Genomic DNA, 15092 nt, shown 5'->3' on the forward strand with positions numbered 1-15092 from the left:
TTTAGTTTTCAATAGTTGATATTGTCAGGGAGACCCGCTTCGCGAGCCACAGTGACCTGCAAGGCTGTTCGGACAATCTATCAGGGTTTCACCAGGATCTTGATGTTTTTCTCTTTATCTTTGGCGAGCGCTTCAAATCCCTGCTCTTTGATTTGATCCAGAGGGACAATACTGGTAACAATTTCTTCAGGTTCAATTTTCTTGGTTTCAATCCATTCCAAGGCAAGGGCTGGGTTGATGGAATTCGTTCCGATCATGGTCATCTCCTTGGTCACGAATCCGAGCATGTGGATCGGCACCTTCTCCGTGAAAATACCCTGGATTATAACCTTACCTCGGTAACGCGTTGAGGCAAGGCAATCCTTCAAGCTCGCTTCGATACCGACCGCCTCAACGGATACATCCACACCCTGACCGTCGGTTATTTCCCTTATCTTTGGAGGTATCTTGAGCTTAAGAGGATTAAAGAGCGCAGTCGCCCCCAGCTTTTCAGCCATTTTTCGTCTGCTTCCTGAAATTTCTGTCATATAGATTGTTTTCACTCCGATGAGTTTCAGACCGAGTAACAGCAGTAAGCCCACCGGACCGGCTCCGGCAATCAGGACGGTGTTACCCGCTTGAACACCTCCCCGTTCGATAGCGTAGGCTGCACCGGCCAGGGGTTCCAGCATGGCCGCCCGTTCCCAGCCTACATCTTCCGGTAATTTGAGTAACCGGTCCTGCGGGGCGATCATGTATTCGGCATATCCATCCTTCTGAAAGGCATTGACACGCTCACCAACTTGAAAACCCTCAACCTCTGGGCCGAGTTCTACAATCTCTCCGCAGACTTCATGCCCAAACGGGCTGACCGGGAAAGGGCCGTGAAGGTATTCATGAAGGTCTGAGCCGCAAATCCCGCAGTATTCCACCTTAATTTTTGCCTGGCCGGGTTTGGGTTTCGGCTCTTCGACCACTTCCACACGAACATCTTTTGGGCCATGATACACCGCTTTTTTCATGTTTTCGCCTTTCTGTTAAAAATATTTTAACCATTACAGTTTGTTATAAAATTAAATGTATTCTATCTCAAGGAGTGCCTGGGAATCAAATTTAATTTACAGGATAATTATTTATTTCCTCCATCTTCATCTGCAGCATATACTTGTGCTGGCTGATTTGATTCGTTATCATTGAACCGGCGCCTTAAAGATTCTCATGCCGCTTATCGAAATTGTTATGAAGAAAAGCCGCGGGGAGGGTCTCCAATTCGTCTAATTAAAAAAAACGGAGGTGTAACAATGTTTAACTTGTCTCGATTTTCCCTTGAGGGCAAGGTAGCCCTCGTGACCGGCGGGAGCCGTGGTATTGGCCGTGCCAGCGCCCTTGGATTCGCCGAGGCTGGAGCGGACGTGGCTATTGCCAGCCGGAAATTACCCGATCTGGAAGAGGTCGCTGACGAAATCAGAGATACAGGCCGGAAGGCCCTGCCAGTGGCGACTCATGTGGGTCGGCTGGACGAAATCAATAAGCTGGTAGGGATGGTCATGGATGAATTTGGCAGGATAGACATCCTGGTCAATAACGCCGGCTGCTCACCGGCTTTTTCGACCGTATTAGACGCGGAGGAACGCCTCTGGGACGCTATCATGAACCTGAACCTAAAGGGCCTGTATTTTCTCAGCCAGGCGGTGGCCCGTGTTATGAAGGAGCAGGGTGGAGGCGCAATTATCAATCTATCTTCCATCGAAGGATATCGCCCGCAATTTGGGACAGGCATTTACTCCATTTCCAAAACAGCGGTAAAAATGGTAACCAAGTCCATGGCACGAGACCTGGCGCCGTATAATATCAGGGTCAACGCCATCGCTCCCGGGGCGATTGAGACCAGGCTGCTCAATAACCTTTGGGCGCTCCTGCCCGAGGATCAGGCCAGGGCGCAAAAAGAAACACTGGCAGAGGGGATCCCGCTGAAGCGGATCGGTGATCCTGAGGAGATGGTCGGGGCCATGATTTATCTAGCTTCAGACGCTTCGAGTTATGTGACCGGGACCACCATTCTCATAGATGGCGGAATCCTGCTCAGGTAGGAGTTCTTTGACCAAGCATAAAAAAGTTCGTTCTGTGCAGGTGTTTGTCTCCGGTGTCTGAGGCAAAGTTTAAGCGTTTCAGGCCGATTCGCATGGAAAAAGCAATTTAAACCCTATGATTATTACTAATTACGATAAAGCATCATAAGGAATATTCCTTAGCCTTAGAAATTTTGCCAGAGAAGTGAACTTTCCAGTACACCGGCTATTGTATCCCTGAGAGATACCGGCTATTTTCTTGTGACTGTATCCTTCCAGATATGATATCTGTTCATATAATCGTTAGCCACCATCTTTGGATCAAGGGAGAGACATTGCGCGTAGCTTATAATAAAGCCTTTCACATACACCTCAGGCGGAAGGTCGTCATAGTTTTCTTTCTCGATATTCTCAAGATGCCTGGCCTGTATCTTGGTGGTCAAGGCAATATCAAACAGGTCAATGTTCAATTTTTCTCTTATCTGTTGCAAGGTTGCCCCGTTATAGGTTGAAATCTCAGATGCGGCCTTTTGGGAATCATCGTCAGGAAGCAGCGGTTTCCTTGCCTGCTCAGCCTCCCTGCTTTCCTGCCTAAATAAGGCCAGCAAGCGATGGTATGCTTCTTCAATCTGTTGAAGTATCTCCTGTTTTCGCTTTTCTGAAATTTCATCTTCTGCCGGTATGGTAGCAATTGACTCCGTGGAGTAGAGCTCTTTGAGGAAGAGGTACGCCTTTCTGATTTCCGCTAATGAAGCATCAGAAGAAAGTTCGAGGATTGCAAAATATTTGTTGTGATCTTTTCGATTCTTCATCAATTTTTAATACTGATTTGCCTTCCTTTTAAAAGATTTTCTGTAAGCTTTTTTATCTCATTGGCACAGTTTGATGCTGAATTTGCCTGCATGTAGGGCTGTCTTTCGTTGATGCACCGGGAGATAAAGCTATCATACTCAACATATCCTATATACTGCGCATTGAGGTCAAAGTATTTCATGCAAACGCTTGTGACATAATTTCCAATTTTTACTTCCTGATGGCTTTTTATCTGATTCAAAATGACATAAACCGTGAAGTTGGATAATTCCATGTTAATAATATCTTCGATTCGTTTTGACAACCCCTTCAGGTATTCAACGAGCTCTTTCAGATTTATGATATTATTTTTCGCCCGGTTCTTCCAGGCCTTCCAAACCACGTCCTTTAAGCCATAAGCGCTCAGGGAGTTGACCAGTTTTCTGTAAAAGACATTTTTTAAAAAATGATACATATTTTCGATAGAGATTATTTCAGGCACGATAACCATGATCATCTTATCGGCGAGAAGAAAAGTATCAAGAATATTGAAGTGAGTGCCTCCGCCAAGGTCAATCAGGACGTACTCGGTGTCCAGTTCCTCAATATGCCTGAAAAATTTAAGTTTCTGCGCGTATTTTATACCATCAGGGGCAAGGGAACGAATCGCGCCGGTCAGGAGCCCCATATTGTCAATACCGCCCTCAACAATAAGCTGAGATAGAGGCAGTTTGTCATCAAAGAAATCGGTCAGAGAAATTGACGGCCTGCTGACGCCCAGGAAGGTATGCAGATTGGCGCCACCGAAATCAGCATCAAGTAATACGACCTTTTTCCCTTGAATAGCCAGGCAGGTTCCGATGCTGCTCAGGAGGAAGCTCTTACCCACGCCTCCTTTACCTCCTCCGATGGCCCAAATTTCACTCTCTCTTTTTCTGACGGTTGTCATAGGTCAGGAATATCAACTCCAGTCCTTTACGTTCTCGCCGATGTTTGGCTCAGTCACTCCCTGCTTTTTAAAAAGTCTCTTCTGGATAATCTTGGACATAATACTAGACTTCGCCAGAAGCGGTAAGTCTTTTTTAAAATTCAATCGCATCTCCGGAATTGCCAGGCAGGTATATATTGGGCCGTTAAGCCAGGGGGATGGGCAGTCATGCCCAGATTTAAAGCGATTCCTATGTGGCCTCCGAGTCAAGCCCATGGGACCAGGCGCCTTTTAAAAATGGTTTGAGGTCATGGGTGCAAATCTTGCCCTGACACACAACAACTGTTTGGGTGTGCAAAGATTTGTGCCAATAACTTTTCCTCTCGCTGATTGGCGTTCATCATCGGCACCCTTTCCGCGGGAACGTAGTTTTGCCATTCTTTCTAGTAGTTCAGTTACTTGCCAAGCGAGTTTCAACCTCGACCCGGCGGCAGCAGGCTGCCTGTGCCGGGGTTGAACTTGAGTTACTTATTTTGCGGGGTTGTTCATGTAACAAGGCTCAAGCCCATGGCTCTATGAATCAATGAGCGCCTGAAGTTCCTTCTCGATCTTGGTTCTGTAGTAGCTTACCGAGGCCTCATTAGCCATGATCATATCGAGCTGCCTGGTGTGGATGGTAAGATAACCAATTATTTTAAGGGCTTTTTTCATGAGATACTCATCCTGATTCTCCACGCGGGCGATAAGGTTGTCTTTAGTGAGCTCAATCCTGAAATTCTTTTTTTCAAGGATATCGCTTATAAAAGAAATCCTTTTGAGTCTCCGATGGTAATCTGCCGCCCCGCCCTTGTACTGGAAGCTTATGTAGTTTTCAATGGGCCGATCGCTGACCAGGGTTTCGACGGTGGAAAAATGAAACCCGAGTCTTGAATTCAGGCTGCAGTAATTTTTTGAGATCATGAAATAGTTCCGTTCGCCGTACTGGGAAGGCCCGTCCGGGGTCAAGGCTCTGTTGGTTGTAGCCTGGAACATGACGGACATAAATCCCTTGCCATCAATCGGGGGCGGACCTTCCCATGGAACGGCGGTAATCCCTTCCCACAGGGCTAGCATGGGGATGGAGGCGATGTTTTCCAGGCGGATGTATTTGCCTTCTACTTCTTCTTTGAATCCATCGTCCAGATTCAAGACCCACCACTGCATGGCTACGTCACAGTAGAGCTGTTTGCTGGAGCGTTCTGGGAAGTGGTGTTTTTTACCAAACTGGAACATTTCATGCACCGCTTTTTCGTGACAGAAACGGGTGATGTCGTGAAAGGTCTGGCAGTTCTTAGGTTTGAAACCAGGCGAGTCCGGGTCCAGGAGGTTCAGGGGGACGATGAGCTGGGCCGCGCCTTCAAGGGCCTGAAAAACAGGGCTCCCTTTCATGAGGTTCCTTGAGCCTTCCCGCTTGCTCAGAAGCACCTCGACGCGTCCTTTGTAGATTCTAGTCCCGTGAGCATCCACGGTGATCACCTCATCGTTTTGCAGTTTATCCATGGCCCCTGGCACGCCAAATAATGCGGGAACGCCGAATTCTCTTGCCACGGTGGCCAGATGACCGGCGATACTTCCCTGTTCGGTGACGACTGCTGCTGCTCGATTCAAGAGCATCGCCCAGCGAGGCAGGGACTGCGCCGCGACCAGGACACTCCCGGCCGGGAACTGGAGGGTATCCATGTCTTTTTTTACGATAAAGACCGGGCCGGCCGCAACACCCGGGCTGGCCAGGACGCCTCCCTGGAGAATAACCGCATGAGGCTCCTCTTCCCGAACGATTTTTAAATCGCGAACCTTATCCTTCTCGATCTCCTTGAGCGGTCGGCATTGAAGAACCACGATGGTTCCATCCGCATCAATCGCCCATTCGATATCCTGCGGCGCACCGTAATAATCTTCAAGCTGCATTGCCAGGCGCGCCAGTTCCAGCGCCTGCTCGTCACTCAGCGAGGCCATACGGCTTTCTTCCCCGCTCACTTCCATGCGGCAGACCCCCTCATCCGGGTAGCACACAAACTTCCGCTCTTTAATAGATATTCCCTTCTGGATGATCTCCATGGGGCTGTCCTGAGAGACAACGAAAAGATCCGGGACGGTGCTTCCGTCCACCACGGTCTTGGGCAGCCCCCAGGCGGCGTTGATAACCGTCAGATGGCGCCGTATGTCCAGGGGATTTTGAGAATAGACAACCCCGCCCGAAACGGCGTCCACCATGATCATGCATCCGACACACATGGCTACATCTGCATCAGGAATACCCCGATTCAGCCGGTAGGTCATGGCGGGAAGGCTGTATTTGCTGGCCACGATCTCCTTATACGCCTCAAAGATATTTTCACTGCTCACGTTGAGAGACGAACGGTACTGACCGGCGAAAGAGGTTCCAGCGAGGTCCTCACCCAAGGCACTGCTGCGCATGGCCACCGTGACGCCCTGGCCTTCCATTTCTTCCAGGCGCCGGTAATGCTCTTCAATAGCTCCTTCAAGCTCCTCGGGGAGGGGGGACTGGATGATGAGCTGCTGAATGGCAGCGCTAACGCTGTAAAGCTGGTCCAGATTCTCCATGTCGGCCGCCTGAAGGCGGCGGTAGATTTCCGCCTGAAGGTCGTTATATTCCATAAACTGCTGAAAGGCCTGGGCGGTGACAACGAATCCGTTGGGGACCTCCAGGTTGATTCGATTTTTAATTTCCCCCAGGTTTGCGATTTTGCTTCCAACCTGATCAGCCAGGTTTCGATCCACTTCTTGAAAAGGAAGAATCAGCGGACCTTCCTGAGGAGGTGTTTCAGGGTAAGCACAGGGGGTTATTTTAGACTGTATTTCTTTGAATCTTTCGTTGAGCGTTTCATATTTCCCTGGAGCGAGTTCATTCAGTTGCTTTATAATCTGCCAGACACTGGTGGAGATCCTGGTGCACACAGCCTGAATATAAGTCATGCCAAAAGGCTGGGTTCCCCTCAGGGCCTCCTCTATCTCAGCCATGAGTTCCAATGCCCTGTTGTTGGCGTTTAAAAGAAGCTTGAAGTTATGATACCGGGCCCTAAATGCGAGACGCAGTTCCTCCACCTCAGACGCGTCTCTGCGCCGCTTCTTTAAAAAAGGCATTTTCAGGAGGTTAAGCATTTGGTTCGTAAGTGATTTAATCTTAATTTAATAATTTATCTTTTCATCATCCTATCTAAAAAAACGTATTCCAATGAAAACAATATCAAAAAAAAGGCTAAAGGCAAGGGGGGAGTACGATTTGCCTTCAGCCTTATTGAAGAAAGGGAAAGAGCGATCTTTAGTTTTTGAGTTGCAGTCCCCACCCTTCAAACATGAACATGATGGCAAACCCATACCAGATGGTGTAAATTACGTAAAAACAAAGCGTTAAGAAAACAATACCATATTTGTCAGCGATCTTCTGAGGTTTAATTTCATAGTAGTTGTAAGAACACTCGACCGCCTTGTTACCCACCGAGGCAATAAACTTGGCCTCGGAAAACTTCTTCTGTTTTTTCAGATCGCTATCCATGGCCTTGAGCGCCACCCACCAGTTATAAAGAACCCTTTTCTCTTCATAGTCATATTTTGCTTTGAGCTGGTGGCCCTGATTCTCGAACATGTTATCGGCGTCTTCAAGGCAGTTGGCCAGGATATTCTTCAGATCGCCGCTCACCTTTATTTCTTTTCCTGACAGACTTACCAGAGCGCCGCCTTTTTCAAAGAGAGGCACCGTCTCCCTGGCCTGCTGTTCATCCTTCATGGAAAGGGTCACGGTGATGTTATTCCCCTGAAACTTTTCCACTTCCTCTTTAAGTTCTGGAATGTAGTAAGCCGATCCCTTTGATATAGAGTTGTAGAGGGAGTCCATATATTTCAGGCCGTTTTGCCCGTTGAATACAGGCGTAAACATGATAATCAGCACCACGATAAATCCCAGCAATAAAACAAGTCCGCCGAAAAATTTCTTCTTATTTGCAATCATGATCCGATCTCTCCTCCCTTCAGGGTCCTGATGTTCTTCAAGAAGGTACCGATGACCCAGGCGGCGAACAGGCCGACAACAATAAAAAAGGCCCAGACGCCGATGGCGCTCAGGATGGATGCGGCCTGCTTTGACAAGGGGATGATATCCATTTCAGCGAGTTTACCTGGCAAGGCAAAGGCCCGGTTGACAAAGCCCGCCAGAACGGCCATGGCGTAAAATCCGCGAATGGTGATCCCTTTAACGACCTTGGTCACCATGGCCCCGATCTGGACGCCGACAAGTGATCCCAGGAGCATGCCCATAGCCAGGGTGTAAAAGATGAATCCGAAGATGGCATACTGGCTTATAGAAGCATAGCCCGCTGTAAAGATAATCTGGAAAATATCTGTTCCAACCGTGGTCATGGAAGAAACACCAAGGATATAAACAAAGATGGGAAAAGTTAAAAACCCACCGCCGACGCCCATGATAGCGGCGCAGAATCCCACGAGCGCTCCGCTGGCGGCCAGGAAAATGGCTGATATGCGCCGTCCACCCGGAACAAGCCCTTTATCAAAAGTGATCATAGGCGGGATATGTATAGACTGGAGTTTTTGAGGCAACTGGCTCATCTCCACACCCTCTGCCTTTGCGCCGTGAAATTCTTTTGAAACCGGAGCCTTCCTGGCCCTGAGAAAGTCTGTAAGGGCATAGGCTCCAAGCAAACCGAGCATGATAACATAGATAGTGGTGATGAAGGCGTCGCTTAAAACCGGGTTTATCTCATACAACAAACGGTTTATGACCCCGCCCAATGTAGCCCCGATAATGGCGCCAATCATAAAGATAATGGCCAGAGGCACACAGATGTTGCCTAGTTTTTTGTGTATGACGCTCCCCATGATTGCCTTGGCAAAAATATGAAAAAGGTCCGTACCCACCGCCAAAATACCCTTGATGCCTGCACTCATCAAGGCCGGCGCGATGATGAATCCGCCGCCTGCGCCGATGCAGCCGGTAATAAGGCCCGCGGCAAGCCCGATAAGTATTGAGGCGATAAAGATGGCGGGCGTAAAAAAGGCCGGACTGTAGGCCTTCTTACCACCCAGAAATTGTGGAATGGTTTCGCCAATCTCATCGGCAAAGGCAAAGCCTCCCAGGATAACCGATGAGGCGAGCAGACCAAGGATGATCAACCTCCGTTTGTCACGCAGGATGGTGTTCGATACATTCAGCTCCCAACTGGCGTGGGCCCTTGCGCCCATCATCAAAAACTGGCCCCATAATCTGAAGAATTTCATTCAATCCTATCCTCCTCCACTATATTTTCCACAAGAACTTTCGGTCAATCCCTGCTGGTTGAATCGTTATTCGCTTGTGCCAACCCCTTTCTCCATCGTTTTTATCTTTTCTTCCTGGATGGATTTCTTCTTGTAAGCATCTTCTACCTTGTACAAGAGCTCATCAATATCCATGGGCTTCATGAGATAGTCAAAGGCCCCAAGCTCCATGCCTTGAACCGCCACCTCGACGTTGGCATGACCGGTAAGCATGATGACCTCAATTAAAGGATACCGTTTTTTGATCTCCCTTAATGTTTCAATACCATCCATGCCTGGCATCTTCACGTCCAGGAGCACCACATCCGCGGGGTTTTGATCGAGCGTTGCCAGCGCTTCCTCTCCGCTTTGGACACCAGCGGCATTTACGGCCCGCTTTTGCATACGCTTAATGAGCGTTTCCAGAAATTCGACCTCATCGTCCACCAGCAGAACCTTAAAATCAGACAACTCAATCACCTCCTCTGCGGGCCGCTTGCCGGATCTTTTGCACCAGTTCATCCAGTTCACATGGCTTGGTCAGGTAATCATAGGCTCCGAACTGAATGCCTTCCAGGGCGGCTGTTTCTGAGCCGTGGCCGGTGAGCATGATGACCGCCATCTCCGGGTACATCTTTTTGAATATTTTAAGGACCTCAATGCCATCCATATCTTCCATCTTGAGGTCCAGCACCGCCACATCAAAATCTTCCTTGCGGAGGGCCTGAATCGCCTCTAAACCACTGTAAGCCTTTGTTACCTCAATATTTCTTCTGCTCAATCTATTGGAGAGGACGTAAACATAATCCTCCTCATCATCCACGAGCAGTAGTTTAATGTTTTCGGCCTGACCGGTTTCCTTCTCGGCCATGATTTCTACCCTCAGATACGTCGGGAGGTAATTTCCTTCATGCGCGCTTCAATGATCTTATCTTCATGCTTCCTCTTTTTCGCAGTCGCTTCTTCCACCTTGGATAGAAGCACCTCAATATCGCAGGGCTTCATGAGGTAATCAAAGGCGCCCAGTTTCATCCCTTCGATGGCCGTCTCGACGGTAGCGTAGGCGGTGAGCATGACCACCTCGACCAGGGGATGAGACTTCTTGATCTCCTTCAGGGCTTCAATGCCATCCATGCCCGGCATCTTCACATCAAGGATCACGACTTCAATATTGCGGGTTTTGTCCAGCCGCTCTAAAGCTTCCTGTCCGCTGAAGGCAGAGACGATATGGAGGTCCCTCTTGGACAAACGCTTGGTCATGGTTTCCACAAAAGGCACCTCATCATCCACTAACATTACTTTTGCAATCGCCATCTGTCTCTCTCCTCATCTTGGAAGTTTAAAACCCGTTAATGAGAATCCGAACCAGCCGGCGGACCCTCATCTTCACCTTCCTTCTTTTCTGGAAGAGGAATCCGGACGTAAAACGTGCTTCCCTGACCGAGCGCGCTCTTCACTTCCAGTTTCCCTCCCAATTTATTGATGATGCCATAGCAGATGGAGAGCCCCAAGCCGGTGCCTTTGCCCACCGGTTTGGTGGTAAAAAACGGATCAAAGATTCGGAAGAGGTTGGCTTCTGGTATCCCAGGACCATTATCAGCCACTTCAATCACAATACTCTCTCCTTCTAATTTGCTGGAAATATTTATAACTCCGCCACTCTTCTCCATCGCATCCAGAGCGTTATTAATTAAATTGAGCAGGACCTGCTGCAGCTCGGTCTGAGACATACGCAGGGTAGGCAGGTTCCCTTGAAGGTCGGTGTTAACAGTGACGTTGCTGTATTTCGCCCTTTGAGCTGAAAGGGCCACCACCTCCTCGATCAAATCATTGGCCTGAATGTCTTGAACCCTGGAGTCGGTTTTCCTGGCGAAACTGAGCAGCTTTTGAGTAATTTCCTTGCAGCGCCTTCCCTGGGCCCGAATCTGGTTCAAGGCCCTACTGAACTCGTCCAGATTTTGACCTTCTTGAAATTCTTCTTCTTCCAGCAGGTCTTCGATCCAGCCCGCTTCTTCAACCATGATGGCGACCGGATTGTTGATTTCATGGGCTATCCCGGCGGCGAGTTCACCAACAGAGGCCAGCTTTCCCGATTCAACGATCTGCTCGTTCATCATCTCTTTTTCCTTATCCGACCCGGCGATGCGGCTGACCATCTGTCTGGATAGGATATAGGCCGTCGTAACGATGCCCAGCCCGCCCAGGAGGATAATGGCCAGGGTGACGATGAGGGCATTGTTAAAATTGGAAAAGGCATCCGTAACCCTTTGCTGATAGACCAGGAGCCAGTCCCCATCTTTGAGAAAAGCCGAGACGTAGATGTTCTCATTTCCGGACTGATCGGTCTTCTCCACCACATGTATTTTGTCTTTAGAGCCTGGCTCAGTATTTAGAAAATCCATATAAGGCGCTTTACTGGAAACGATATCAACAAGCGGTTTGGTCTGAAAATTTCCTTCCTTGTTGAGGATAAAAGCGAATCCTGTTTCACCGATGCGAATATTTTCCACGAGATTATTAAAGGCTACGAAATCAATGGTCGCTCTTAATATCCAAAATTCACCCATCCAGCTTTCCCTGACTGCGATGATGAAGTGAGGCAGACCGCGCAGACCCAGAAAAACATCGCTGATAAAATACTCGGTCTTCATGGCATTTTGAAACCAGTCCGCCGTCCCATATAGCGCCATACCTAATTTAAATGGACCGGCATAAGCGACCTGAAGGCCATAGGTGTTGATGACCCCCAGATCAACAAAGACAGGATCGTATTCCTCCTGCAGCGTTTTTAATATGTCCTGTAAAAAGGCTTCGTCGTTCAATTCCTCGAAGTTAAAGGTCTTCCCTAGAAATTGAATGCCGCTTAGTTTATCTTTTAAGAAGCTATCAATGTTTTGTTTGTGTTTCTGGACTAATTCTTCGAGATGGGCGTGGACCTTTTCCTGGTAAGAGGTATGGAACTGGTAGAGGATGATGCTGCTCACCAGGATCAAGGGGATGACAGAAACAATGGTAATAATTAAAAACATGTTTCTGGTCAATGAACGATAATAGCTGTTGGTTTTAAACCCAGTTCGCTCCATATTCATATTCCGCGAATTGCCTTCTTTATCTTTTAAATCGTTATATCTCTGGGGATGAGATTTCCACAGAGCCACAAAGGGATTTTTTTAGGCGAGAAAAACCTCCCCAATATCCGTGGAGCATAAAAAAAGGGCTGTTTTGTGTCAAGCATATAAAATGATTCAGGCTGGCCTGGCAAAGATGTTCCGAGTTATTTTGACACTGCCCATGCCTCATAATGTTCAGGCGCTTCATCGCAGATTTAAAGCATTTGATGAAACAGGAGATTTACGTTGCATACCCTGTCTGCCTTGGCCAGGATAAAATCTAACACACTATTCAACAGGGGAACCCGGCGAGGGGAGAATATCAGGGTTTGCTCCAGATTTTAATCGTCCTTATCAAATATCTTCAAAGGATCGCGAATGAGTTCCTGTATCTTGGCGTCGCGTATTTTCCTGTCGTGCTCGGATTTTTTTTCATACGCGGCCATCATTTTTTTCAAAAGCTCCTCGAACTTTATAGGTTTTAAGAGATAATCGAAAGCACCCAGCTTCAGGCCCTCAATACTTGTTTCCACGGCGGCGTGCCCGGTGAGCAGGATGACCTGGGCCAACGGCTGAATCTTCCTGATCTCCCGCAGGGCTTCAATGCCATCCATCCCGCCGGGCATCTTTATATCCAGGATAATCACGTCAAATGACTGTTCCTGTACAAGCTCGATAGCTTCCTCTCCACTCGTAACGCCTGCTGCCTTAAAATCCCTCTTTTTCAACCGGTTTACAATGGTTTCTAAAAAATCAATTTCATCGTCAACGATTAAGACCCTGAAATTCTCCATGGTAAAACCTCCAAGCACTATAACTCCCGATTATTTAAAAATCCTTCCCCAGGTCAAGCAAAAAAGCGCCTCCCGTTTTTCCAGCTTTATTTTTAAGGCGCTTACTTTCTTTCCGGAATCACAACTGGCAGCCTTATGGTGAAAGTGGTCCCTTCCGATTCCTTGCTGGTGAATGAAATGGTCCCTCCCATTTTTTCGATGATACTAAAACTGATTGATAAGCCAAGACCCGTGCCTTTTCCGGTGGCCTTGGTCGTGAAAAACGGATCAAAAACCTTTCTCTGATATTCAGGGGGAATGCCTGGGCCGTTATCTTTGATGCTAACAGCAATCTGTGAATCATCCAGCCATGTTTTTATCTCAATTACGCCGTCCTTGCCAATGGCGTCAATGGCGTTGTTCAGCAGATTCAAGAACACCTGCTGGAGCTGGGATTGATCGCTGGCAATAATAGGAAAATGGGGATACAGGTCCTTCTTTATCTCGATGTTGCTTAATCGGGCGTAGTTTTGCAACAACTCAAGGGACTGATCTAAAACATCATTCACATCCACATCATCCAAATGAGGCTCCATCCTCCTGGCAAAACCGAGCATGTTGTGGGTTACTTTCCGAGCCCTTTCCACGTGGTCTTCGATTTTATCTATGGATACCGTATACTCTTTAAGATTCTCACTTTCTTGAAATTTTTCATCAGCCAGTAAGTCCCTCATCCATCCCGCCTTCTCACTGATGATGGCCAGGGGATTATTAATTTCATGAGCAATCCCGGTGGCCATCTTTCCTAAGGCGGCCAGTTTGTCTGACTGCATTAGCTGAGCGTTAATCTCATTAATATGATTGTTCGCTTCTTCCAAACGTCTGACTGTTATCCGAGTGGTTAAAATGGTCGTGATAATAATGACCAGGCAGCCAAGGCTGATAATTATGATCTCCATATTCCTGGTTGTTAACAAACCGCCTCTCTCCTCACCCATCTCCTGGCCGATGACCAGCAGCCATTCATTATTCTTCAACCATGCCCCGGCATAGGATTTCGTCTTTCCGTCAATCTTTTGCTTTTCAATAATCATGGTCTCGTTTCCGAAGAGCCGGGCGTCCAGATTCGATTTGCCCAATGCGGTGCCATGAAAACGAGAGGCAGTTTGATAAATCCCGTCTTTATTGATTATAAAGGCGTCGCCGGACCTCCCGGTCTGAGCGGTCCTGACAAGCTTATTGAAAACGTCCGAGTCAATAGTGGCCCTGAGTACCCAGGTGCGGCTATTGTCACGTCCTCTGACGGCAATAATAAAATGCGGCATCTGCCTGTAACCCATATAGACATCACTGATGTATTCGCCTCTATCCATGACCTTGCTGAACCAGGGCTGCTGGTAGTAATTCAAACCCAAAAGATCATACGGTCCGGCATACGACAGGTGCTGGCCGGCGCTGTCAATGATACCCAGATCAACCAAGCCATCCACCCGCATGCTGATCACCTTAAAGAGGTGAGAAAGATTTTCCTGGTTTTGCATGTAATCAAAACTGTGAGTATCCACAATGGTGGAAAGGATGGTTGTCCGCTCTTTCAAGAAGACCTCGACCGCGTTAGTCTGGGCCCTGGCCATATGCCTTATCTGATCTTCGATCTTTTCCTCATATACTCTGGTGAATTGATAGTATATTACCTCGCCAAGGATGAGTAGAGGCGCAAGAGAGACAATCAAGGTAATTAATATGATCTTTCGATTAAGTCTTTTATAGATTGAACCGTCCATAGAATTTCTCCATCGTCGGTTTTCAAGTAATAAATTCTATTTTAAAACAAGAAAAGGGGCAGTCCAGTGTATTTCTTGAAAATCCAGATTTTAAGGACAGGGCGGAATGAATGCCCCCTTAACTCCTCTCCAGGTCCCGGCCCCTTCTCATGAACCCGAGCCTTTAAGGCGGCGGCTTTTAAGGCTCATGATAATATCCAGATAACCAGTAACCCTTGTGACAGTTATCCGCTATTAATTAGTGCCTGTCCGGTTTTCTAAGTATTTGGTTTAAAAGTAAAAAAAGCGCATTTTATGCTGGCCATTAGTTCTTCGGATAGTGTAGAATAAGTTATAACGTCTTAAAA

General features: G+C 47.8%; 13 protein-coding genes. 1 reads left to right on the forward strand and 12 read right to left on the reverse strand.

The window, feature by feature from the left end:
- Nucleotides 1-80 precede the first annotated feature (80 nt).
- Nucleotides 81-1001 (reverse strand): zinc-binding dehydrogenase, encoded by a 921-nt coding sequence (locus JRI95_07965; GenBank protein ID MBW2061482.1) that lies wholly within the window; start codon nt 999-1001, stop codon nt 81-83.
- A 279-nt stretch (nt 1002-1280) separates the two neighbouring features.
- On the opposite strand from JRI95_07965, the gene JRI95_07970 reads away from it, so the two are divergent.
- Nucleotides 1281-2069, forward strand: a complete 789-nt coding sequence (locus JRI95_07970) for a glucose 1-dehydrogenase (GenBank protein ID MBW2061483.1) — start codon at nt 1281-1283, stop codon at nt 2067-2069.
- 230 nt (nt 2070-2299) lie between these two features.
- Here the strand turns inward: JRI95_07970 and JRI95_07975 are convergent, their stop codons facing one another.
- From JRI95_07975 to JRI95_08025, 11 genes are all read right to left on the reverse strand, one after another.
- Nucleotides 2300-2860 carry a helix-turn-helix domain-containing protein gene (locus JRI95_07975; protein MBW2061484.1) on the reverse strand — a complete coding sequence of 187 codons (561 nt, stop codon included), beginning with the start codon at nt 2858-2860 and terminating at the stop codon, nt 2300-2302.
- Nucleotides 2860-3729, reverse strand: coding sequence for a hypothetical protein (locus JRI95_07980; protein ID MBW2061485.1), 870 nt, complete (start codon nt 3727-3729; stop codon nt 2860-2862). Before JRI95_07980 ends, JRI95_07975 begins: the two co-directional genes overlap by 1 nt.
- Before the next feature lie 612 nt (nt 3730-4341).
- Nucleotides 4342-6912 (reverse strand): pyruvate, water dikinase, encoded by a 2571-nt coding sequence (locus JRI95_07985; protein MBW2061486.1) that lies wholly within the window; start codon nt 6910-6912, stop codon nt 4342-4344.
- A gap of 178 nt (nt 6913-7090) precedes the next feature.
- Nucleotides 7091-7777, reverse strand: coding sequence for a hypothetical protein (locus JRI95_07990; protein MBW2061487.1), 687 nt, complete (start codon nt 7775-7777; stop codon nt 7091-7093).
- Nucleotides 7774-9060: a sulfite exporter TauE/SafE family protein gene (locus JRI95_07995; GenBank protein MBW2061488.1), complete on the reverse strand. Its 1287-nt coding sequence runs from the start codon at nt 9058-9060 to the stop codon at nt 7774-7776. Before JRI95_07995 ends, JRI95_07990 begins: the two co-directional genes overlap by 4 nt.
- A 66-nt stretch (nt 9061-9126) precedes the next feature.
- Nucleotides 9127-9549 carry a response regulator gene (locus JRI95_08000; protein ID MBW2061489.1) on the reverse strand — a complete coding sequence of 141 codons (423 nt, stop codon included), beginning with the start codon at nt 9547-9549 and terminating at the stop codon, nt 9127-9129.
- Between the two features lies 1 nt (nt 9550).
- Nucleotides 9551-9949 carry a response regulator gene (locus tag JRI95_08005; protein MBW2061490.1) on the reverse strand — a complete coding sequence of 133 codons (399 nt, stop codon included), beginning with the start codon at nt 9947-9949 and terminating at the stop codon, nt 9551-9553.
- An 11-nt stretch (nt 9950-9960) separates the two neighbouring features.
- Entirely contained in the window at nt 9961-10392 is a 432-nt protein-coding gene (locus JRI95_08010) for a response regulator (protein ID MBW2061491.1), read from the reverse strand.
- Nucleotides 10393-10427: 35 nt separating this feature from the next.
- Complete coding sequence (locus JRI95_08015; protein MBW2061492.1) at nt 10428-12167, reverse strand: GHKL domain-containing protein; 1740 nt, start codon at nt 12165-12167, stop codon at nt 10428-10430.
- 362 nt (nt 12168-12529) lie between these two features.
- Nucleotides 12530-12982, reverse strand: a complete 453-nt coding sequence (locus JRI95_08020) for a response regulator (protein MBW2061493.1) — start codon at nt 12980-12982, stop codon at nt 12530-12532.
- A gap of 101 nt (nt 12983-13083) precedes the next feature.
- Nucleotides 13084-14745 carry a GHKL domain-containing protein gene (locus JRI95_08025; GenBank protein MBW2061494.1) on the reverse strand — a complete coding sequence of 554 codons (1662 nt, stop codon included), beginning with the start codon at nt 14743-14745 and terminating at the stop codon, nt 13084-13086.
- Nucleotides 14746-15092 lie beyond the last annotated feature (347 nt).

The organism is Deltaproteobacteria bacterium, from assembly GCA_019308995.1.
Classification (GTDB): Bacteria; Desulfobacterota; Desulfarculia; order Adiutricales; family JAFDHD01; genus JAFDHD01.